The sequence below is a fragment of the Chryseobacterium turcicum genome, assembly GCF_021010565.1.
In the GTDB taxonomy this organism is placed as follows: domain Bacteria; phylum Bacteroidota; class Bacteroidia; order Flavobacteriales; family Weeksellaceae; genus Chryseobacterium; species Chryseobacterium turcicum.
In genome coordinates this window covers 1,075,023-1,097,795 of record NZ_JAJNAY010000001.1, presented here as the reverse complement: position 1 = coordinate 1,097,795, position 22,773 = coordinate 1,075,023, and the positions used below count along the sequence as shown (strand labels likewise).

Below are 22,773 nucleotides of genomic sequence, written 5' to 3'. Positions count from 1 at the left end.
AACTAGTTCAGCTTTCTATTAATCACACGACTCATATAGTCCTGATACCAAGCTTTAGCAATGAGCTTTCCTTTTTCAGTTTCCGGAGATTTTATTTTATCATTCAAGTTGTTTTCAAAGCCTAAATCATTTTTATCATAAATACCTATGATATTTTTGCCATCAAATCTGTAAATATAATTTCCATAGATAAACTGCTCCGAAGTTCCGTCTGAATTGACAATCAAAGGTTCATATTTTTTATCACTTACCAAGCTTCTCCCCCAACTTCTGATTTTTTTATTATACCCAATCAAATCTGCCAATGTAGGATAAATATCAATTTGCTGTGCCAATTCATTATTCACTCCTTTTAATTGATATTCAGGATTTGGAGAATAGAAAATCAACGGAACCGCAAAACGATTCATCGCCTTTTCATATTCTGAGTAATACACCTGATTGGGATGGTCTCCTGTAAATACAAAAATGGTGTTTTTAAACCACGGTTGCTTTTTAGCTGTTTCAAAATATTCTTTAATTGCATAATCGGTGTATTGAATCGGCTCATGCATTTCAATTTTTCCTTTTTTGAATTTTCCGTTATATTTTGCAGGAATTTTAAACGGATGGTGCGACGATGCTGTAAAAACGGTTGCCATAAAAGGTGTTGATTTCCCTACATTTTTAGCAAAATATTGTAAAAATGGCTCATCCCATATCGCCCACATTCCATCAAAATCTTCATTATGATTATATTCGTCTTTTCCGAAATAATGTTTAAAGCCAAGAATATTTCCAAAACCTAAAAATCCCATCGAACCATTCGGCGCACCGTGATAAAATGAAGTATCATATCCTAAATCATTACAAACCGAAACAATAGATTGAATTTTTTGATTAGAATAAGGCGAACTTGTAAATGCATCCGTCAAACTCGGAATTCCCGCCAAAATACTGCTCATCCCATGAATAGATTGCCTTCCATTGGCAAAAGTATTCGGAAAAATAAGACTTTCATTCGCCAAACTGTCTATAAAAGGTGTGTAAGAAACATAATCTTTGATATTTTTATCTTTATTAAAAGCTCCCGAATATTCTCTACCGAAAGATTCAACAATAAAAATTACGACATTGGGTTTATCCTGAACCTGTCTGTCGTAAAGTTTGTATGTATTGATATTTTCATCAATAAATTTCTGGTCAACAAAATGAACTTCCTTAAAATTATTCGTTCCCAATGTTCTGAAAAACGAAAAAGTAGAATTCAACACAATGTTTCCCTGAAGCGGTGTTTTCACAAACTTATTGGCATCTACCAAATTAATAGGCCTTGTACTATGCTTAAAATCTCCTCTGATTCCTCCAACAATTAATACCGCAGAAATACATAAAGTCACTACAGACCAAATAAAATAAGGAACGAGCTTTACCGGTTTTTTATAATTAATTTTAAATCTCTTGTACAGAAAAACCCATGCAGCCATTAAAAGCACAAACCAAATAAGGATAAAAGGATGCTCTTTGATAGAAACAGTAAATACTTTAAAAATATTCGTCTCATGTTTTGCTACCTGAAATGCAGCCGAAGTCAATCTTGCCTGAGAAAATTTATAATAAATAAAATCACCAAAATTCATTGCAAAAGCAATTCCGTTGGTAATAAAATATAGCCAAATCAGTACCTTTTGATATCCGCTTTTTGTATTGATAACAATCGGAATTAAACTCAACAAAATAAACAAAGCATTTACATACAATATCGCTGTTGTATCAAAAGCAATCCCGTGATAAGCCAGACTGAGATAGTCTGCAACGCTGTCTACTTTTATTAAATCTTTATTGAAAAACCAAAACAAAAGTCTCGCAATCTGATAAAAAACAAAAGCCAAGAAAAGCCTGTAGCACAAAACGAGGATTTCTTCTTTTCTGAATTCTTTGAAAAATTTCATTTTTTAAATATTATTTTTTTTAAAAGTCGATTATTTATCGGGTGCAAAATTACGTTAAATTCATATGTAGATATTTATTTTTTTATTGGTCATATGCAATCACCAATTTTATGGCCTCATATTTTACTGTCAGTTAGAGCGATTTCGCAGGATTGTAATTTTTAGTTCATATTAATTAAGGTTAAAATTTTTAAAAAATGTAATTTTGCTGCTATGAATTTCATTAAGAACAATCTGGCAAACGCCATTACGCTGGGCAACCTTTTTTCGGGTTGTATTGGGGCTGTACATTTGATTTTAGGTGATTACCAAACAACTGCAATCTGCATTATTCTATCATTGGTTTTAGATTTTTTCGATGGTTTTGTAGCAAGAGCCTTAAAAGTCAACTCTAATTTAGGAACTCAGCTTGATTCTTTAGCAGATATGGTAAGTTTCGGATTCATTCCGGGATTGGTGATGTTTGTTTCGTTACTTGAAATAAATAATACTGATTTATTACATTTTGTAAGTTACAACACCTTGCTTAATGATAATGGATGGATACCTTATCTAGGATTTTTCATCACTCTTTTTTCATGTTTAAGATTGGCTATTTTTAATTTGGATGAAGAACAGAAATATTATTTTAAAGGTTTAAATACTCCAAGTAATACTATTTTGATTTTTGGGTTATTTTTCGCTCACAAAGAATTAGGAAGTTTCAGTTTTCTTTTCGAAAACGAAATTTATTTATTGGTTCTTACAGCCGTTTCTTCTTGGCTTTTGATTTCACCAATTAAAATGATTGCGATGAAATTCAAATCAATGAAGCTCGAAGACAATTATCCTAAATTAGCTTTATTAATTGGCTCAATTCTTATTTTAATCATATTTAAATCAGTAGGAATTCCTTTGGTAATACTATATTACATTTTAATATCCCTTATTTTTCAAAAACAATTAAAGTAAAAAATTGGAAGTTTTACAATTTTCAAATTAACACATTCTCAAATTTTCAAATTATAAAAAATGAACTTAAAATTACATAAACCCCTTTGCGTATTTGACCTTGAAACTACCGGAACAAATGTTGGAAAAGACAGAATTGTTGAAATCTGTATTTTAAAAGTTAATCCGGACGCTTCAAGAGAGAGCAAAACATGGAGAGTAAATCCTGAAATGCCGATTCCTGTTTCTTCAAGTGAGATTCATGGAATTTATGATGAAGACATCAAAGATTCTCCAACTTTCAAAGAAATTGCCCCAAAAATTGTTGAGATGATTTCTGGAGCTGATTTGGGAGGTTTTAATTCAAACCGTTTCGATGTACCTTTGTTGGCAGAAGAATTACTTCGTGCTGAATTTGATTTTGATTTAAGTAAATTTAAATTAGTAGACGCACAAACGATTTTCCACAAAAAAGAACCTAGAAATTTGGGTGCTGCTTATCAATTTTATTGTGGTAAAACTTTAGAAAATGCCCATTCTGCAGAAGCTGATGTTTTGGCAACATTTGAAGTTTTGGATGCACAGGTTGGAAAATATGATGACCTTCCTAATGAAGTTGCAGAACTCAGTGAGTTTTCTACTCAGAACAGATTTGCAGATTTAGCAGGAATGATTCATTACAATGCAAAAGACCAGGAGATTTTTGCTTTCGGAAAATATAAAGGTCAGGTTGTAAAAGAAGTTTTCCAAAAAGATATGGGATATTTCGGATGGTTGCAAAACGCTGATTTTCCTTTGTACACGAAGAAAGTTTTTACTAAAATTCAGCTTTCAAGTAAATTTTAGTTTTATAGCCGCAAAAGCATTCCAACAGATTACAAAACCATAAATACATTTACTTTTTGTAAACTGTTGGAATTTTATTTTGTATACCCGAAATGTGGTTCAAATCATATCTACAAAGACGATAGCTCGACAAGTTTCTTTGGAATCTCTCTTCTTTCAAGCAATCAATATGTGTGTTATTATTGTGAGAATAAATTTACGCATTAGGAAGATGGAGGTTTGAAGCTGGATGATGGAAGTTTAAATGATTGAGGATAAATTTGAAAACGGCTATACTTCTATCAACCCGCAAAAGTTCTTTTACTCGCTACTATGAAATACTTTAATGACACTCAGCATTCCCCTCCTTTGAAAGGGTGGCGAAAATTTCAAAGATTTTTTTGACGGGGTGGTCTGAGAGAGAAATTTGATATTTTTTAGTTATAGAGATTCCTACGAAATGGCAAACTTGTAGTGATTTCAAATTTTTAAATTAATGACCTTAACCTTAGCCCCGATTGCAACGGCATCCTTTTTTGTAACGGGCGCAGCGAAGCGGAGACCGTTACAAAAAAGATAGAGTGAAAAGCGGGAAAAAGCTTCTAAAAAAAATAAAAATGAGTGATTCTGAGATTATTTCTTGGACTCGCATAAACAAATAAATTATGAAAATAATCTGCATAGGAAGAAATTATAGCGAGCACGCAAAGGAATTGGGAAATGCGATTCCCGATAAACCTGTAATTTTTATGAAACCCGACACTGCGGTTTTAAAAGGAAATGATTTTTACATCCCTGAATTTTCGAATGATGTGCATTACGAACTGGAAGTGGTGGTAAAAATCTCAAAAGGTGGAAAATACATCCAAAAAGAATCTGCCAACAAACATTATGAAGAGATTGGCTTAGGAATCGATTTCACCGCAAGAGACCTTCAGAGCGACCTAAAATCTAAAGGTCTTCCATGGGAACTGGCGAAAGGTTTTGATGGTTCTGCAGTTGTGAGCAGTTTCTTCAAAAAAGAAAACTACAACCTTGAATCTTTGAACTTTTCGCTTCTAAAAAACAAAGAAAAAGTACAGCAAGGCAACTCAAAAGATATGATTTTTGGGATTGATGATATTATTGCTTTCGTTTCACAGTATTTTACATTAAGAGTGGGTGATTTAATTTTTACAGGAACTCCGGAAGGTGTAGGAAAGGTATCTGAAAATGATGTCTTAGAAGCTTATCTTGAAGACGAAAAAATCTTAGATATAAGAATTATGTAACATTATCATTTGAGATTGGTCTGTTTTTTTCATATCTTTAAGAAGACTTAAATTACAAATTCAAACTTATGATAAACATTATTTTACCTGTAGATTTTGGGGAGAAAACAGACCAGCTAATTGATGGCGCAGTAAAATTTGCCAAACAAGTAAACGGAAAAATCTGCCTTATTCATGTTGCACCTACCGATATTGGTTTTGCAATCGGAGATATGGGATATCAGTATTTTCCGGAAATAGAAGAAAATGAAATCAGAGAAGAGCTGGTTCTTTTAAACAAGATTAACCAAAAAGTTCTTGCTCAGGGTGTAGAATGTGAGCATATCCTGAAACAAGGTATCGCAAAAGATATTATTTTAGAATATGCCGACCTTAAAAAAGCAGATTATATCGTAATGGGCTCTCATGGAAGAAGCGGTATCTACGATGTTTTTGTAGGAAGTTTAACCAAAGGCTTAACGAAGAGTTCTAAAATTCCGGTATTGGTGCTACCTATTCATGATTAAACGATTTATGATTTAATGAAAATAGTTTATATACCAGGATTTGGAGGAAATAAAAATTCAGAAACTTATCAAAATATATTCAGAAAACACTTTGAAACTGAGTGTATTTTATATGATAATAGAAATGCAGATAATGCGTATTTTCAAATTTGTGAACAACTTGAAATTCTTAAAAATGAGAAAGTTTTAATTATCGGTCAAAGTTTAGGTGGTTTTTGGGCTGAAATTTTTGCTATAAAAAATAGCTGGAATGCAATCCTCATAAATCCTAGTCTTGAGCCTTCAGTTTCTCTAAAAAAATATAATTTAACCGATAATCAATTAAAAAAGTTTGAAAGTTATCAAGATTATAAAACTGTTCAATCTAAAGTATCAATAATTATATCAAAAAATGATACCGTTGTAGATTCTAAACCCGTTGTCTATAAATATAAAAATCAGGCAGACTTTATTTATATTGAAGGAGGTCATCAATTACAAAATTTCGAAGTATTATTTAAGGAAATTGAAAAGATGAAATTATCTCAAAGTTAACTTTAACGTAAAAAAGACCGATCAAAAAATTTGACCGGTCTTTTTCTATATAACCAATTAATTAACCTTCTTTTTTATAGATCTTTGGATCGTAATAAGGATTTTTCCCCTCTGTTGGAGAGAAGTAGTCTTTGTCTTTGTTATTCCCAAGAGTTGCTACCAAAACGTAGCACCAATATGTAAATAATACACAACAAACTGCGAATAAAATCCAATTTAGTACGTTTCCGAAAATATCGTAGAAACCAAATGCCCATTTGAATGCATCACTTAAGAATAGAAAGAAAGACGTCATTATTTTCCTTTTTTAAATTAACTTTGCACAAATTTATAAAAAATGTTTAGATTACTTTCAAAAGAAAGCAATATTTTTTCAATTCCTGTCTACATTGGTTTTCTGCTTTTAATAGTAATACTATTTAATATACTGAATTTCAATACTTATGAAGGGGTAATTGCGGGAATTACTTTTGTAGGAATTGCATTGGGATATTTTTGTTTTAATGCGATAGATCTTAATTATCACACGCATTTGCCATTATTCCTCTACACATTTTTTATCTTTGGGCTTTATGATGGTAGTATCGACCTTGGAATTGCCGTTGCCATTCTTACCAATTCTTTCCTTTTACTTCTCTTAACAAGCAGTGATGAAGACCTCAGAAAGAAATCTTATGTTTTGGTAGGTTCTATTGTAGCATTAAACTTTATATTTTTACCCACGACCTGGCCGATGATGATTTTTGTATTGATTCATTTAATTGTTACTTCCGAAAGAATAGGTTTAAATATTTTCAGATTCTTATTGGGTATTATCATAATTGGACTGAGTTATTTCTCGGTGATGTTTTTCTTTCAGTTTAATGCTTGGAATACCGATTACATTCCGTTTGGAAAGATGAAAATGATGACCGATTACACAGATTTACTTTCATTAACTCCCATTGCTTTAATGCTTATCTATGCAATCTATGACCATTTTACCCATTATAATAAGAAAAGCCCTGTAAGTCGATATAAATATACTTTCTTGTTGGTTTTTTCATTAGCTCAGCTTATAAGCATCATCCTTTATATGGATACAAGCTATGAATATCTGTTGCTTTTGGCTTTCCCATCAACGATTATCTTAAGCAGAATGTTTAAGTTTTTACCTAAATACTGGATGCAGGAAACCTGTGTTTGGTTAACCATTGTAAGTTTAATTGCTTTTAAAGCAGGAACTCACTTTAATTTATTTTAAAAAAAAAGATTATGATTCAAATAGACGATAAATTAATTTCTGAAGATATTTTTTCTGAAGAATTTGTTTGTAACCTTACCAAATGTAAAGGTGCATGTTGTGTAGAAGGTGATGTGGGAGCTCCCTTAGATAAAGACGAGCTTGTCATTTTAGATAATATTTATGATAAAATAAGACCTTACCTTACAGAAGCAGGAATTAAAGCATTAGACGAACAAGGAACCTGGACAACTGATCCTATGGACGGAATGTACGTAACTCCGATGATTGAAGATGCAGAATGTGCCTATGTAACTTTTGATGAAAGAGGCATTACAAAATGCGGCATCGAAAAAGCTTATGAAGATGGTGCAGTCGACTGGCAAAAACCAATTTCTTGCCACCTCTACCCGATTAGAGTTACAGAATACTCTACTTTTTCTGCTTTAAATTACCATGAATGGAATGTCTGCAGCGACGCCTGTACTTTAGGAAAAGAACTTCAGGTTCCGGTGTATAAGTTCCTTAAAACTCCGCTTACCAGAAAATATGGTGAAGATTTTTATACCACACTGAGCGATGTTGCTGAAGAGTGGAAAAAGGAATATGGGAATTAATTGTTAATTGTTATAAAATAATTTTCTATATTTATTTTAATTAATTGAAGTCCTGAAGGGACGATTTATTCTAGAATAGGATGCAATCCTATTGATTAATAGCAAAGAATTTCAAAATAAAAAACAAACCACCGCAGAAAAATTTCTGCGGTGGTTTTCTTTATATGTAATCGACTAAGATTATTTTGTTGCAGTAGCTTTTACTGTAGCAGCACCATCTTTTTTAGGAGCGTTTTCCCACCCGTCTTCAGGCATTAAAGTAGCGATAATTCTGTTTTTTGTCAGATATTTCTTAGCAACATCCTGTAGATCTTTTACAGTTAATGCTTTTACTTTTTCCTGATAATTAAGAATTTCATACTTATCGCTTCCGTCCAATTGGTTTTTAGACAAGGCATTTACCCAGTAATTATTGTCTTTGATGTCTGTTTTGTAGTCATTCATCTCCCCTTCTTTGTACTTATCGAGATCTTTTTGTTCAGGACCTTTATCGATAATTTTCTGAAGTTCTGCGATAGCACTTTTCGTTAGTTTATCTGCATTCTCTGGTCCACAAGGGAAACTTAAACTGAAACTATAGCTACTGTAAGGTACTTTCCCCATATACCCTCTTGCTCCACCACCGTAAATTCCGCTTTCATCTTCTCTTAGCTTCTCAATAACTTTGATGGTAGCCACTTCACCTAAAGCAGAAAGTGCCAACGCTTCTTTCTCGTTGTAAGGAGTCTCCCCCGAATAAACGATTTGTACCATACTCTTAGGATCTTTACCTTTTTTATACACTTTGGTATAATCTCCGGTCATTGATCTGTAGCCAGTATCTTTGAAATTCGTTGCTTTTCCGGTAGTTGGCAAACTTGCTATATACTGTAAAACTTCATTTTTAAATTTAGCCTCATCGATATTTCCGACAAAATAGAAATGGAAGTTTCCTGCATTCGCAAATTTCTCTTTGTAAACATCATACGCTTTTTTGTAATTTGTCGCTGCCCAATCTTTTTCTAACGGAAGAATACCGATGAATCTTGGGTTTTTCTGATTCGTAAACTTAGCATGCTCACTTGAAAAATACGTCTGTGGATTAGACAAAAGATTATCCAACATCGCAGACTGCTTTATTTTGTAAGCATTGAATGCTTCCGGGCTGTAGTTCAAACCAGTAAAATAAGCATACATCAGCTCCATTGCTGAGCTTAAATCTTTCTGGTTGGTTCTTCCAAAAACACCTTCCAAAGTACTGCTGATGTACGGGCTAACGCTCACCTGTTTTCCTGCTAAATAATTCGTAAGATCAGCTTTAGAAGCTCCGTTTACTCCCGCTTCAGTTAAAGCTTGATATGCAAACTGAGTTTTGTTGTAATCGGCATCGTTTAATAAAGAGTTTCCACCTAAACTTCTTGCTGAGAAAATAATCTCGTCATCTTTAAAGTCTGTTTTTTTGAAGGTTACTTTAGCACCGTTGTTTAAAGTCCAAGTTGTGGTTCCTAGTTTGGCATCGGTTTCGGTTTTAGCAATTTTACCTTCAGATTTGAAAGGTTTTACTAAATTTTTGATGGTCGCTTTATCTTCGTAAGGCTTAAGGTCAGCCATTTTTACATCATCAAACGTTTTTAACACTAAAGCTTCTGTAGGCATTGTTACATTGTCTTTTTTAGGACCTGTAATTACGATTACCCTGCTGTCGTCTTTTACCATTTTCTTGATTACCTCATTGGTCTGCGCTAAAGTTACTGAAGGTAAAAATGTCTTCATATCTTCATATTCCCAAGCAATCCCAGGCATTGGCTCCTGCTCCAGGAAGTTTCTTACGTACTCATCTACCAACATATCGCTTTCTGTTTTGTCGCGGTTGTTGTAAGATCTTTCCATATTAGACATCAACTGAGCTTTTGCTCTTTCTAGCTCTCCTTGGGTAAAACCAAATCTCTTTGCTCTTTCTGTTTCTTCTAAAAGAACCTTCAATGCATTCACTTGGTTTCCTTCTTTTACCATTGCAAAACCTTGGAAAGCCTCCTTCGTTCTCGCATAAGTACCCCCATGATAAACAGAACCGAAAGTGAATGGCGGATTATTAGAATTCACCAACTCTCTCAATCTGTTGTTGAGCATTTGTGTAGCAATATTCTCAATTAAACTTTGGTTATATTGCTCAACGGTAACATCCGGTGTATAAGAATCTGCATCTTTCATGATGAACTGTACCATAGAATTGGTCGCATCTGGATCAGTTTCTATTGCCACCAAAGTTTCTTTGTGGTTTGGTAAATCAAACGTTTTTCTTTCTCTTGGCTTCGATGGATTTTTATACTTGCCAAAATTATCTTTAATCTTCTTTTCTACCTCATCTACATTAATATCTCCTACTACTACAATTGCCATCAAATCTGGTCTGTACCAGTCTTTATGAAACTGTCTTATAACTTCAGGTTTAAAGTTTTCTAACACTTCTTTTTTACCAATGGGCAATCTGTCGGCATATTGAGATTTGTAAAGAAGCTTCGGAAGGTATTTGTCAGACATTCTTTTGTCTGCTCCTAACCCTAATCTTAGTTCTTCTAAAACGACTCCTCTTTCTTTGTTAATCTGTGCATCAGTCAAAGTTGCGTTGAATGCCCAATCTTCCATTACCTTCAAACCAGAATCTAGATTACCAGGTTTGTCTAATGGTACAGGAAGCATATATACAGTTTCGTCAAAACTTGTGTAGGCATTAAGGTGCTGTCCAAATTTTACTCCGATAGACTGTAGAAAGTCAACTAATTTATTGTCTGGGAAGTTTTTGGTTCCGTTGAAGTTCATATGCTCCATAAAGTGAGCAAGACCTCTTTGGTTTTCGTCTTCTAAGATAGATCCGGCGTTAATAGCCAGTCTGAAGTCTACTTTTTTCTCAGGAAGCGTGTTTTTTTTGATGTAGTATTTCATTCCATTTGGAAGAGTACCTGTTTTCACAGAAGGATCCATTGGGATATTCTGTGCAAAAGCCATAGACGACATTAAAACAACTGCCGCTACTGACCACAAATTTCTTTTCATATTATTTGATTTTTAAATCTTTTTGCGGAGATAAATTTAAATATTTATCACAACCCGAAGAAATTTAATCACTACTGATTTAGTTAAACTTGCGTTAAAGTTTAAAAACAAAAAAAACCGATAAAAACCGGTTTTAAATATCTATTTAATAATGATTATTTAAAATCTGCATCAGTAACACCAGAGTTTACGGTTACTTTTGTTGTTTTAATAACTACTTTTTGTCCGTTACCTTCAGCTTCGATATCGCTAGGAAACTTGATTCCGTCTACCGTCATATAAGATTTTATCAAAGCATCACCCACTGCTGAGTTCGATTTATACAAAAGACCGGTAGCCACATCAAAATAAAATTTACCTTTATCTGAAGCCAATACATTATAATCTTTACCGTCAAGTTTTTCTACAGTTACTGCGTTGAAATTAGCAGCATCATACCCTAGAGCATCGATTGTTTTTCCTTTTTTCAATTCAGGAATTGCCGTTGCCGGCAAGTCACTTTTAGTCCCCATTTGGTTGATGTATCCTTTTTCGCCATCAAACATCTGAGTAACCTCTTGCCCCATTACCGACTGTACCGATTTGAATTTATTGCCCATTTTTTTAGTAGACATTGCAATTTCCATCCCCTGAATAGACATTGTGTTATCTGTAATAGTGGTTTTTACAGCCTCTAGTTTACTTTTCCCGCCCAATGCGTTGAGATAGCTGTCAATAACCTGTTGTGGTGAAAGTTTAGATTTTACAGAAGCAGTTGCTGCTGTTACCTCTGCCGTTGCCGTCTGCGCTTGAGCAGAAGTAGTAAATAATACCGCACAGAAAAACGGAATGATGATCTTTTTCATATTAAAATATTTATTGTTTAAAGCTTGTGAAACCCTATTTACTCCGTTTAAAGGGCATTCGATTTCATTATTAAATTTAAAGCGATAAAGATAATCATATTGTACGATATGAAGAGTGAGGCATCAAAAAAACCTCAGTAAGTACGGAGGTTTCATGAGTTTAAATTTTAACTTTCTTTAGGATATGGTATGTTTTTAACCGCAAAATAAACAAAAGATTTCACTCTGATATAAGCTTTTCAAAAGCTAACAAAACAAGTCTTAAAGTACGCTTCTTACCTATTGTAAACTTTTGAATTTCTATTTTTTCAATCATTTCTTTTGATTCTTTTGCCGTAGAAAAACATCAAAAAAAGAGCCTTGTCAAGGTTTTGAACCTTGACAAGGCTTATTAAAGACCGATCATTATTTAGTCTGCTCTTCAGGATTTATAGAATCTGGCAAGTCTGGTTTTCTGTTAAACAGCAATACGTTATACTGGTCTGTCAATGCATTGAGCTGATTGATTACTGTAACATATGGTGACGGCGGTGTCTCTACCAAAAGATGCAGTGCATCGATTCTGTTTCTCAGTGCATAATAAGCAAGATTCACTTCTTCTCTTTTGATTTTAATGGTTTCCGGATTGGCATCACCGTATTCCTGAGTGCGCGAAAGATATTGTGTATTAAACTCATCATTGGCAGCTTTCATTTCATTGACCCATGATAAAAGGTTAAATGCCATGAGGGCATTTGTAAGCTCGGGTTTGTTTTCCCAGTCGCGGATAAGATTATTGAGGGTAGCAGTTTCTGCCTGATAATTGAGCCTTGCAATACTGCTTCCATACATATTGATACTATCCAGAAGCAATTGGGCATTTTTTCGGTTTTCGGTTTGAAAATGATAAGTCTGAGAAAGCAGAAAATAATTAATCCCGTTCATTGCCGCATCTCTTCTCTCGTCGAGTGCAAGAACCGCCTGAGTTTTTTCACTGGCAAGGGCCTTTTTGTAAAGCGCCTCAAGCTCTCCTATTTTGGTCGTAAAGGCATTCAATTTTGTCTCAATATCAAACTGCCCAGCGTTGTTGAGATTAATGATACTTGAAAAATCTTTCATGTACTGCAGGTATTCTGCATTCCGAAGTTTTGGTAAATCGATGGAATTCATCATTGTTTATTGTGTTTATTATTATAAAAGCCGCCTCATGCGGTTTTATTCTATTACTTTACCCGAAAGTTCCAGGAGGGGCTGAAAATTAATTTCGGGATCTTCCGAAAGTCTCCCGCAGGCTGCAGGAAGGTTTCGGAGTTCTCCGGAAGTACGCTGCACACTGCAGGAGACTTTCGGAGGATATTGAAAACCCGCTGCTGCGTGCAGGAGGTTTTCGGGGAAGGCAGAAAGCAATTGCTGCCCTTTATCTGGCTATTCCAATATGTTTTTATTTCCAGTGCATTACACCTTGTCGGGGTGTAAACTATCTTTACCAAAAGTACATAAATTTTCTTTTATAAAAACACTACGGAAACCAGTAATTTTCTTCTGTTTCTTTTTTTGATTTTTGTCACCTATTTGTAGAGTTAATAAAAAAGTATATATTTAACCCATTAAACCACACAATATTTATGAAGAAAAGTTTATTTTTCAGACTTTGTCTGATGATGATAGCTTTGCTATCTTTCAACTCCTGTATTCACGATGAAGTGTACACTGCTTCTGCCCCTTCAAACACAGAATACGTCTCTAAATCTCCTTGGAATGAAGACCAGATGTACATTAAAAAAACACAGCAGGTCTTCCTGAAACATGCCAATCTCCCACGCTTCAATGAGACGTATGGTGAGCTTTATTGGGATTATGCGATGTCTTTTGGCCAGTATGGAGAAAAATATGCATTGGTACCGATCGTGAAAAAAAACAGAGTAATTATTTTAATGGAAACCGTAAGAGAAGGCAACAAGGTATACTTTTACGAAAAAAAAGACCCTGAGCTTTTAGCTTTTTTTCAGCATGCTATCTATTCACCTATTATCAAGACAGAGGAGTATAGCAGTGAGGTGGGCGATTTTTCTGCCAAGGCTATGTCTTACATTTGTTTTACGCGCATCTTTACTGTAGGCTGTGACGACCATCATCCCGGCTGTGAGCCAATGACTTCTAGCCAACAAATCTGCGAATGGAAAAACACAGGCACCCCACCTAAAGGACTAAACCCTATTGGCGACCCCAACGGTGATGGCAGCGGCGGCGGAGATACAGGCTTTGAATATCCTGAGCCACCGCAAAACCCTTGCGAGAAAGCTAATGCATTGATAGATCCCACCAAAGCTAATATCAAACCTCTTATTACTGGTGGTATGTACGATTATATCAATAACAGTAGTTCTGGAGAAGCAGGAGTATGGCTGAAAAAAGATGCAGTTGGAAATATTACTCTAGTAATTGCACCATCCACTGCGACTAATAATATTAAAATAATGACAGGCGGTGCTTATTATGCTGCCATACATACCCATCCCAAAGACACTTATCCAATGTTTACCTGGGCAGATATCTATGTATTATATGGATTAGAAATGAATGCTGCGACATACAATAACGGACAATCTAGTTTTATATTGGTATGCGAAGATGATAATGGAGTAAAACAAACCTATATGATCATGTTTGAAGATATTGGAACTTATATGGAAGACATTTTTAATAATCCTGATAATATTGGATGTACTCATCAGGAGATAATAAAAAGAATGGATGAAAAATTGGGTGAACAATATAAAGCTGAAGCTAAAAAAAGTTCTCCAAATTATGAAAGCGCTTTTCTTCAATTAAATTTCGGAACAAATATTGGCTTATATAAAGCAAACAGTAATTTAACCGGATTTAGTAAACTCGAAATAGCATCCAACACTCCCAATGCTGTAGTAAGTTCAACTAACTGTAATTAAAAAAATTAAACTTATGAAAAATATATTCTTTTTATTTATTTTAATATTTTCGGCGGAGTTAAAGTCTCAAAGCGTAACAATTGATATTGAAGAACCTGGTTTTGGAAAGCCTAATGGCTATTACCAAAAAGATTTTAATAATTTATTAAACCCATTTGAAGGTACTTATATTTATACGAATGGAACTTCCACCTTTAAAATAGTATTGCAAAAAATGATTAAGCAACCTGTTGACTCTCATTATGAAGATTTAATTATTGGTGAATATCAATATATGGAAAATGGTATAGAAAAAGTCAATACTTTATCTAATTTAAACATTATGTATTCTGATCAGTATTTAAAACATAACATAGCAGGAAATGGTATTCTCTGGAATAATTCTCGACTTTGGAAATGTCCACAATGCAAGCCAAATGAAAAAAGAGCAGACCTAACGATTACAGATAAATTAACAAATAGATATGCAAATATATTGATGCGAAGGACAGTAATAAACGGACAACAAGTGATACAGGTAAAAATTAACAACGTAAATACCGTTTCTTATAATGTAGACACAGAAAGTCCACCAGCAGACTTTTCATTACCTTTAGGCGAGTTTATAATGATTAAACAATAAATAAAAACATCTGCCCCAATTTGAGGCAGATGTTTTTATTAAAATTTAATATGTAAAAGAAGTAATTTAACCGGATTTAGTAAACTCGAAATAGCATCCAACACTCCAAATGCTGTGGTAAGCTCAACTAACTGTAATTAAAAAAATTAAACTTATGATATATATATATCTAATACTGATTCTACTATTATCAACTACTGTAAAGTCACAAACCATAATTGACATAGATGATACAACATATTCCACTTGGAATAATACTTACTCTGATTATTATAAAAAAGATTTGAATAGCCTCTTAGAACTATTTCAAGGAACGTATTTATATACCAGCGGAAACACTAGCTTTAAAATAGTGTTAGAAAAGAAAATAAAACAAAACGTAGGATTACATTTCGAAGACTTGATTATTGGAGAATATCAATATATAAAAAATGGTGTAGAGAAAATAAATACACTTTCAAATTTAAATATCAGCTATTCTGATCAATTTTTAAAACACGGAATTGCAGGAAATTCAATTATATCTAATATTAATAATAGACTATGGAAATGCCCACAGTGTAACCCAAATGAAAAAAGGGCAGTTTTAAGAATTAGAGATAGAGTAACTGACAGATACGCAAATATATTGATGCGCAGAACAGTAATAAACGGACAACAAGTGATGCAGGTAAAAATTAACAACGTAAATACCGTTTCTTATAATGTAGACACAGAAAGTCCACCTGAAGACTTTTCATTACCTTTAGGCGAGTTTATAATGATTAAATAATAAATAAAAACATCTGCACCAATTTGAGGCAGATGTTTTTATTTATTGTTTAATATGTAAAAGAAGTAATTTAACCGGATTTAGTAAACTCGAAATAGCATCCAACACTCCCAATGCTGTGGTAAGTTCAACTAACTGTAATTAAAAAAATTAAACTTATGAAATATATATTTTTAATACTACTTTCAGTCATTGCAATTTCATGTAAGAGTATGATAAATTATTAAAAAATGACCAAATGGCTCAATCTAATGTAGAAAAATTATTTACACAATTTTTAAAAGAAACAGTTAATATAAACGGTTTAGAATTATATAAAGTTGACAAAACTTCAGGACAAGCAATTAAGTTTGAATATGATGGGAAAAATAATCCAATAAAATTGACACCCTGCCCTTAATTTAATAAATTATTATCATTATGAAAAACATATTTTTAATTATATTACTTAATACAACTATTTCTTGTACAGCACAAATTTATTCTTTAAGAACCTTTACAGATATTCCTGAAAATGCTTATGAAAAAGACATAAGCAATGAACTTCCTGCCTATGAAGGAATATGGAAAGGGGTTTGGGGTAATAAAACAATTTTTATTAATTTCAAAAAAATTACTAATAAATATGATCAGCATTTTAAATATTATAGAGATTATTTAATCGGAAAATTTAAAGTATTAGATAGTAATGGAAATCTTCTATTTGATAATACAAATTTAACTGATGATAAAGCAAAAATCTATGGAAGTGGGTTTCGAAAAACTGATGATAAATATTCATTAATATACATTGATAATGATCTGTGCTTTACCTCCGGTAATATAAGAATTAACTTTACAGATTCCACAAAAACTAAACTAAACTGGAATTTATATTTAGATAGTAATATGATTACTGACGAGTGTCCTTATTATAATACTGTACCTTTCCCTGAGGCTTTGCCGAAAGAAATTCTATTAACAAAACAATAAATAAAAACCTGCAATTGCAGGTTTTATCTATCATTATAATCCATAAAAAAGTATTTTCTAGCCAACAAATCTGCGAATGGAAAACTTCTGGCACCCCACCTAAAGGACTAAACCCTATTGGAGACCCCAACGGTGATGGCAGCGGCGGCGGAGATACAGGCTTTGAATATCCTGAGCCACCGCAAAACCCTTGCGAGAAAATAAAAGCACAGAAAACAGACCAAGGGTATAAGGATAAGGTTTCTGAGCTGGATCATGATTCTATTTTTCAAAAGAATACAGAAACAGGCTTTGCAGCGGCATATGGACCCCAAACCAATTATGAACGTCTTAAAATTATCACTGATGATAAACTAAAAATGCCGGAAGGAAATAAATATTTTGCGTATATCCACGTCCACCTTGATAAAGAAGGAGCAATAAAAATATTTTCACCTGCCGATGTACATACCTTTCTTCTCAAATGCGTAAGAAATGCCAAAGAAAAAGGAAATATGAGCGATGCTTATGCTATGGTAATAACATCTCAGGGAAATTATATGCTGAAATACTCGGGTAACGGAGGATACACTTTGGCTGGTCAGTATAGTACTTGGAAAGAGTCATATGATAGAAAGTATTTAGAACTCATTGAAAACAATAAGTTAACACAAGAAAATATAGAAAAAATTTTTACACAGTTTTTAAAAGAAACGATCAATATAAGCGGTTTGGAGGTTTATAAAATCGATAAAACTACCGGAAACCCAAGTATAAACTTGAATACAACGGAAAAGACAATCCTGTACACTCTATACCATGTCCATAATAATATTTTAATTTGAAAACTTATGAAAAATATACTTTTAATTATATTACTCAGCTCAGCAATTGCCTGTACAGCACAAACATATCCTTTAAGAACATTTACAGAGATACCTGAAAACACCTACTTAAAAGATACTAATAATGAACTTCAAGGCTATGAGGGTGTATGGAAAGGAACGTGGAATAATAGAACTATCTTTATTACTTTTAAAAAGAATTACTATATCTATGATAATGTATTGAAATACTATAAAGATAATTTAATTGGAAAATTTAAAGTATTAGATAGTAATGGTAATATACTTTTCGATAACACAAATATATCAGATGATAAAGCAAAGATATGGGGGGGGAAATTCAGAAAAGTAGATGATAAATATTCTCTTAGCTATGTTGATCCAGATTTGTGTTTTACCTCCGGAAATATAAGAATTAGTTTTACAGATTCCACGAAAACTAAACTAAACTGGAATTTATATTTAGGTAGTAATATGATTACTGACGAGTGTCCTTATTATAATACTGTGCCTTTCCCTGAGGCTTTGCCGAAAGAAATTGTATTAACAAAACAATAAATAAAAGCCTGCAATTGCAGGTTTTTATTTATTGTTATAATCCGTAAAAAAAGTATTTTCTAGCCAACAAATCTGCGAATGGAAAACTTCTGGCACCCCACCTAAAGGACTAAACCCTATTGGCGACCCCAACGGTGATGGCAGCGGCGGCGGAGATACAGGCTTTGAATATCCTGAGCCACCGCAAAACCCTTGCGAGAAAATAAAAGCACAGAAAACAGACCAAGGGTATAAGGATAAGGTTTCTGAGCTGGATCATGATTCTATTTTTCAAAAGAATACAGAAACAGGCTTTGCAGCGGCATATGGACCCCAAACCAATTATGAACGTCTTAAAATTATCACTGATGATAAACTAAAAATGCCGGAAGGAAATAAATATTTTGCGTATATCCACGTCCACCTTGATAAAGAAGGAGCAATAAAAATATTTTCACCTGCCGATGTACATACCTTTCTTCTCAAATGCGTAAGAAATGCCAAAGAAAAAGGAAATATGAGCGATGCTTATGCTATGGTAATAACATCTCAGGGAAATTATATGCTGAAATACTCGGGTAACGGAGGATACACTTTGGCTGGTCAGTATAGTACTTGGAAAGAGTCATATGATAGAAAGTATTTAGAACTCATTGAAAACAATAAGTTAACACAAGAAAATATAGAAAAAATTTTTACACAGTTTTTAAAAGAAACGATCAATATAAGCGGTTTGGAGGTTTATAAAATCGATAAAACTACCGGAAACCCAAGTATAAACTTGAATACAACGGAAAAGACAATCCTGTACACTCTATACCATGTCCATAATAATATTTTAATTTGAAAACTTATGAAAAATATACTTTTAATTATATTACTCAGCTCAGCAATTGCCTGTACAGCACAAACATATCCTTTAAGAACATTTACAGAGATACCTGAAAACACCTACTTAAAAGATACTAATAATGAACTTCAAGGCTATGAGGGTGTATGGAAAGGAACGTGGAATAATAGAACTATCTTTATTACTTTTAAAAAGAATTCCTATATCTATGATAATGTATTGAAATACTATAAAGATAATTTAATTGGAAAATTTAAAGTATTAGATAGTAATGGTAATATACTTTTCGATAACACAAATATATCAGATGATAAAGCAAAGATATGAGGGGGGAAATTCAGAAAAGTAGATGATAAATATTCTCTTAGCTATGTTGATCCAGATTTGTGTTTTACCTCCGGAAATATAAGAATTAGTTTTACAGATTCCACGAAAACTAAACTAAACTAAACTAAACTAAACTAAACTGGAATTTATATTTAGGTAGTAATATGATTACTGACGAGTGTCCTTATTATAATACTGTGCCTTTCCCTGAGGCTTTGCCGAAAGAAATTGTATTAACAAAACAATAAATAAAAGCCTGCAATTGCAGGTTTTTATTTATTGTTATAATCCGTAAAAAAAGTGTTTTCTAGCCAATAAATCTGCGAATGGAAAACCACAGGCACCCCACCTAAAGGACTAAACCCTATTGGCGACCCCAACGGTGATGGCAGCGGCGGCGGAGATACAGGCTTTGAATATCCTGAGCCACCGCAAAACCCTTGTGCGAAAACAAAAGCTTTACTGGAAGATCCTGCTGTGATGGAGAAAGTAGAAACTCTTAAAGCACAATCTAAAATTGGTGGTGAAAAAGGGTTTAATATAAAAGCTGACGGCACTACTTCTAGTATTATTAATGGAGGAGAACACCAAGTAGATCTGGGAAGTGAAGCAGGATGGCAAGGAGGATATCATAATCATACCCCTACCGGAATAAAAATGCTTTCTTTAAAATTGCTAAATTACGCATTAGCACAGCCCAACGGAGATTTTGGCGATGCTTTTTTCGGAATGTTTGGCTCTGAAGAATGCAGCACCTGCCCCGATGGCTATAAATATCATAATTATATTATTCGATTTAATGGAACATCACAGGAACTTGAGAAGTATTTATTTCAAACGACTTGGGATAAAGTCGCTTTGAGCAAAGATTACCAAAAAAGAGAAAATAGTTTATCAAATAATAGTGCTTATACAGATAATGATGGAAAATCACTTAATCAAAAAGGATTAGAAAAACTTTTTTTTGACACTCTTAAAGGTATGAATATGGATGGAAAAGTTAATCTACAAAGAGTTGATAATGAAGGAATAATACAAAATATAACACTAGACAATAATAATCAGCCAACAGCAACACCATGCCCTTAAAATTAAATATATTATGAAAACATTTTTTTTTAAAACATCTGTTATACTATTTATAATTACATGTGTAATTTCTTGTAAAGCACAAATTCTTCCTTTGAACACACCTCTTGATGATATTCCTGCAAATGCACATTTAAAAGATTTAAATAATGAACTTTTAACCTATGTAGGAAATTATAAAACTAATTTTCAAGGAAACGACATTTACTTATATATAACGAAGGTAGAAGACAAGTTAGAAAAAAGTACGAATAAAAATTATTACACTGATGCTTTAATAATAAAGTACATTGTAAAAAATCCGTCTGGTGTGATTCTTCAGGACACCCAAAATATGATTTTGAATAACCAAACTTTTTTTAATATTGTAAGTATGGGAACTAGACCAATATCAGGAACTGTAATATTTTACTATGAGGGTACGAATTGTGGTATTGGTTGGGGAAAAATAATACTAAAAAAACTCAATACAACTCAAATCACTTGGGAATACCGCCCAAATAGTCTGATGATAGATTCTGCCACCTGTCCCCCAAGTACAGATAAAACGGTTTATCTTCCTGTAACAAAGGATTTGATATTTACCAAGCAATAATGAAAAGTATAATAATATTTTATGGATTGTTTGTTGTACTTTCTTGCAAGGCACAACAACTTCCTTTAAATACTTTAATGAAAGATATTCCAGCAAATGGATATATAAAAGATACGAATAATGAATTAAATTCTTATGTAGGTACGTATAAGACAAATTATCAAGGAAATGAAATTATTTTAATTATCAATAAAGAAGAAAATAAGCCTACAAGGCGAATGAATAAAGATTTTTATAGAGATGCATTAGTGGTTAAATATATTGTGAAAAATTCAGCAGGAAATATTTTACAGAATACTCAAAATATGATTTTGAATGATCAAACGTATTTTAATATTGTAAGTATAGGAACAATACCATCATTAGGAATTGTCTCATTAGGTTATGATGGTACCAATTGTGGTATTGGTTGGGGAAAAATAATCCTAAAAAAACTCAATACAACGCAATTCTCTTGGGATTATCGTCCGAATAATTTAGTAATAGATGATGCAACCTGCCCACCAAGTGTAGATAAAAAAGTTTATCTTCCGATAACAAAAGATTTGATATTTACCAAGCAATAAAAAACACAATCATGAAAAAAACTTTAATTTATTTTATAATTTGTTTTGTACCCTTTCTATTGAATGCACAAAAAGTTAAAATAGAAGGATTTATAAAGCTTCCGGATAAAAACGGATGGGCAATTAGCTGTATTATCTTAAATGATACTATTAATAAGCTTGATAAATTAGGAGTAAAAGATGTTATCATAAGAAATAAGGTAACAGCGAATAAAGATGTTTTCAAATGCACTGATAATACTGGATATTTTTCAATCAATGCAAAATTGGGTGATACATTGTTTTTTAAAAATAATCCAAGATTGTACTATCCTAAAAAATACGCAGTCTCAGACTTGATGAATAAAAAGAAACTCGTTATAGAACTTGAATCTAAACCTTGCATCACCCCCAAGGAATGCGAACAGAAAATCCCATCAAAATCATATGTATTTGTTGGCGAAAAAATAGATATATCATATGTAGATACATCAGATTATTGCTATATGCCGATGGATTCTAAATATGATGCCACTTACAAAATTGAGCAGGAATTTGGCGACCATTTTCCAGATTCTACAATAACATTTACTGCGTATGACCATGATTTTTCACATCGGTTCTTGTTTGAAAATTATAATGCAAATGTGTTGCTTTTTGTAGAAGAAAGCTGTGGTGAATTGATTCATAAAAGGTATAAATTTTATCCTGTTTATAAAACAAAAGATGGAAGATGGGCAACTCCTGTCGAGACGTACAGAAGCAGTTATGATAAATCTGAAAAAAATTTATATGACAAAATAATTTTTGATAAGTCGGTAAGTTTCGATTTACCTGAAAATTTATCTGATGAACACATGGCTCAATTTATAAAAAACAGATTTCCTGAAAAATATTACACTATAAAAGACGGAAAAGCATATCCTATCATGGGAAGATATGCTGAAGATTTAGCGAAACTTTAATGGGAATGTAAATAAAAACTTTTCTAATCTTCTC

The 22,773-nt window shown here is 32.9% G+C and carries 26 protein-coding genes; 20 read left to right on the top strand and 6 right to left on the bottom strand.

Translation table 11 applies throughout. From position 1 onward, the window contains the following. Positions 1–2 precede the first annotated feature (2 nt). Complete coding sequence (locus tag LO744_RS05110) at positions 3–1,931, bottom strand: LTA synthase family protein (protein WP_230667533.1); 1,929 nt, start codon at positions 1,929–1,931, stop codon at positions 3–5. A 213-nt stretch (positions 1,932–2,144) separates the two neighbouring features. Here LO744_RS05110 and LO744_RS05105 point away from each other — a divergent pair, with 213 nt between their 5' ends. The 5 genes from LO744_RS05105 to LO744_RS05085 all read left to right on the top strand — a co-directional run bounded on the left by LO744_RS05105 (position 2,145) and on the right by LO744_RS05085 (position 5,997). Then, positions 2,145–2,882 (top strand): CDP-alcohol phosphatidyltransferase family protein, encoded by a 738-nt coding sequence (locus LO744_RS05105; protein ID WP_230667532.1) that lies wholly within the window; start codon positions 2,145–2,147, stop codon positions 2,880–2,882. Positions 2,883–2,942: 60 nt separating this feature from the next. Then, positions 2,943–3,707: a 3'-5' exonuclease gene (locus LO744_RS05100; RefSeq protein WP_230667531.1), complete on the top strand. Its 765-nt coding sequence runs from the start codon at positions 2,943–2,945 to the stop codon at positions 3,705–3,707. A 644-nt stretch (positions 3,708–4,351) separates the two neighbouring features. Next, positions 4,352–4,957, top strand: coding sequence for a fumarylacetoacetate hydrolase family protein (locus LO744_RS05095; RefSeq protein WP_230667529.1), 606 nt, complete (start codon positions 4,352–4,354; stop codon positions 4,955–4,957). A 68-nt stretch (positions 4,958–5,025) separates the two neighbouring features. Beyond that, positions 5,026–5,463 carry a universal stress protein gene (locus LO744_RS05090; RefSeq protein ID WP_230667527.1) on the top strand — a complete coding sequence of 146 codons (438 nt, stop codon included), beginning with the start codon at positions 5,026–5,028 and terminating at the stop codon, positions 5,461–5,463. Positions 5,464–5,478: 15 nt separating this feature from the next. Then, entirely contained in the window at positions 5,479–5,997 is a 519-nt protein-coding gene (locus tag LO744_RS05085; RefSeq protein WP_230667525.1) for a YqiA/YcfP family alpha/beta fold hydrolase, read from the top strand. Between the two features lie 61 nt (positions 5,998–6,058). On the opposite strand, the gene LO744_RS05080 is transcribed toward LO744_RS05085, so the two are convergent. After that, positions 6,059–6,292: a DUF6341 family protein gene (locus tag LO744_RS05080; protein WP_230667524.1), complete on the bottom strand. Its 234-nt coding sequence runs from the start codon at positions 6,290–6,292 to the stop codon at positions 6,059–6,061. A gap of 42 nt (positions 6,293–6,334) precedes the next feature. Here LO744_RS05080 and LO744_RS05075 point away from each other — a divergent pair, with 42 nt between their 5' ends. Both LO744_RS05075 and LO744_RS05070 read left to right on the top strand, forming a co-directional pair. Beyond that, a complete protein-coding gene (locus tag LO744_RS05075) occupies positions 6,335–7,240 on the top strand; it encodes a DUF6427 family protein (protein WP_230667522.1) in 906 nt (301 codons plus the stop codon). Between the two features lie 11 nt (positions 7,241–7,251). Further along, entirely contained in the window at positions 7,252–7,836 is a 585-nt protein-coding gene (locus LO744_RS05070; protein WP_230667520.1) for a DUF3109 family protein, read from the top strand. Between the two features lie 180 nt (positions 7,837–8,016). On the opposite strand, the gene LO744_RS05065 is transcribed toward LO744_RS05070, so the two are convergent. The 4 genes from LO744_RS05065 to LO744_RS05050 form a co-directional block, all read right to left on the bottom strand. After that, positions 8,017–10,869 carry a M16 family metallopeptidase gene (locus LO744_RS05065; protein WP_230667518.1) on the bottom strand — a complete coding sequence of 951 codons (2,853 nt, stop codon included), beginning with the start codon at positions 10,867–10,869 and terminating at the stop codon, positions 8,017–8,019. Positions 10,870–11,024: 155 nt separating this feature from the next. Beyond that, the gene (locus LO744_RS05060) at positions 11,025–11,714 is read right to left on the bottom strand and encodes a hypothetical protein (protein ID WP_230667516.1); all 690 of its coding nucleotides are present in this window, start codon (positions 11,712–11,714) and stop codon (positions 11,025–11,027) included. Positions 11,715–12,119: 405 nt separating this feature from the next. Further along, positions 12,120–12,866, bottom strand: a complete 747-nt coding sequence (locus LO744_RS05055; RefSeq protein WP_230667514.1) for a DUF6261 family protein — start codon at positions 12,864–12,866, stop codon at positions 12,120–12,122. A 42-nt stretch (positions 12,867–12,908) separates the two neighbouring features. Further along, positions 12,909–13,100 (bottom strand): hypothetical protein, encoded by a 192-nt coding sequence (locus tag LO744_RS05050; protein WP_230667512.1) that lies wholly within the window; start codon positions 13,098–13,100, stop codon positions 12,909–12,911. A 218-nt stretch (positions 13,101–13,318) separates the two neighbouring features. On the opposite strand from LO744_RS05050, the gene LO744_RS05045 reads away from it, so the two are divergent. The 13 genes from LO744_RS05045 (at position 13,319) to LO744_RS04985 (ending at position 22,739) form a co-directional block, all read left to right on the top strand. After that, on the top strand, positions 13,319–14,641 hold the full coding sequence (locus LO744_RS05045; RefSeq protein ID WP_230667511.1) for a hypothetical protein: 1,323 nt from the start codon (positions 13,319–13,321) through the stop codon (positions 14,639–14,641). Between the two features lie 13 nt (positions 14,642–14,654). After that, positions 14,655–15,263, top strand: a complete 609-nt coding sequence (locus tag LO744_RS05040; RefSeq protein WP_230667509.1) for a DUF6705 family protein — start codon at positions 14,655–14,657, stop codon at positions 15,261–15,263. Positions 15,264–15,417: 154 nt separating this feature from the next. Next, positions 15,418–16,035, top strand: coding sequence for a DUF6705 family protein (locus LO744_RS05035; protein WP_317207247.1), 618 nt, complete (start codon positions 15,418–15,420; stop codon positions 16,033–16,035). A gap of 238 nt (positions 16,036–16,273) precedes the next feature. Beyond that, positions 16,274–16,435, top strand: a complete 162-nt coding sequence (locus LO744_RS05030; RefSeq protein ID WP_230667505.1) for a hypothetical protein — start codon at positions 16,274–16,276, stop codon at positions 16,433–16,435. Positions 16,436–16,455: 20 nt separating this feature from the next. Beyond that, positions 16,456–17,007 (top strand): DUF6705 family protein, encoded by a 552-nt coding sequence (locus tag LO744_RS05025; protein ID WP_230667504.1) that lies wholly within the window; start codon positions 16,456–16,458, stop codon positions 17,005–17,007. Between the two features lie 14 nt (positions 17,008–17,021). Then, positions 17,022–17,831, top strand: coding sequence for a hypothetical protein (locus tag LO744_RS05020; RefSeq protein ID WP_230667502.1), 810 nt, complete (start codon positions 17,022–17,024; stop codon positions 17,829–17,831). A gap of 6 nt (positions 17,832–17,837) precedes the next feature. Continuing rightward, entirely contained in the window at positions 17,838–18,389 is a 552-nt protein-coding gene (locus LO744_RS05015) for a DUF6705 family protein (RefSeq protein ID WP_230667500.1), read from the top strand. A 361-nt stretch (positions 18,390–18,750) separates the two neighbouring features. Further along, complete coding sequence (locus LO744_RS05010) at positions 18,751–19,215, top strand: hypothetical protein (protein WP_230667498.1); 465 nt, start codon at positions 18,751–18,753, stop codon at positions 19,213–19,215. Between the two features lie 6 nt (positions 19,216–19,221). Continuing rightward, positions 19,222–19,545: a DUF6705 family protein gene (locus LO744_RS05005; RefSeq protein WP_230667496.1), complete on the top strand. Its 324-nt coding sequence runs from the start codon at positions 19,222–19,224 to the stop codon at positions 19,543–19,545. Positions 19,546–20,025: 480 nt separating this feature from the next. Further along, positions 20,026–20,634, top strand: a complete 609-nt coding sequence (locus LO744_RS05000; RefSeq protein WP_230667494.1) for a hypothetical protein — start codon at positions 20,026–20,028, stop codon at positions 20,632–20,634. Between the two features lie 13 nt (positions 20,635–20,647). Continuing rightward, on the top strand, positions 20,648–21,229 hold the full coding sequence (locus LO744_RS04995; RefSeq protein ID WP_230667492.1) for a DUF6705 family protein: 582 nt from the start codon (positions 20,648–20,650) through the stop codon (positions 21,227–21,229). Continuing rightward, on the top strand, positions 21,229–21,795 hold the full coding sequence (locus tag LO744_RS04990; RefSeq protein ID WP_230667490.1) for a DUF6705 family protein: 567 nt from the start codon (positions 21,229–21,231) through the stop codon (positions 21,793–21,795). Before LO744_RS04995 ends, LO744_RS04990 begins: the two co-directional genes overlap by 1 nt. An 11-nt stretch (positions 21,796–21,806) precedes the next feature. Continuing rightward, positions 21,807–22,739 (top strand): hypothetical protein, encoded by a 933-nt coding sequence (locus LO744_RS04985; RefSeq protein ID WP_230667488.1) that lies wholly within the window; start codon positions 21,807–21,809, stop codon positions 22,737–22,739. Positions 22,740–22,773 lie beyond the last annotated feature (34 nt).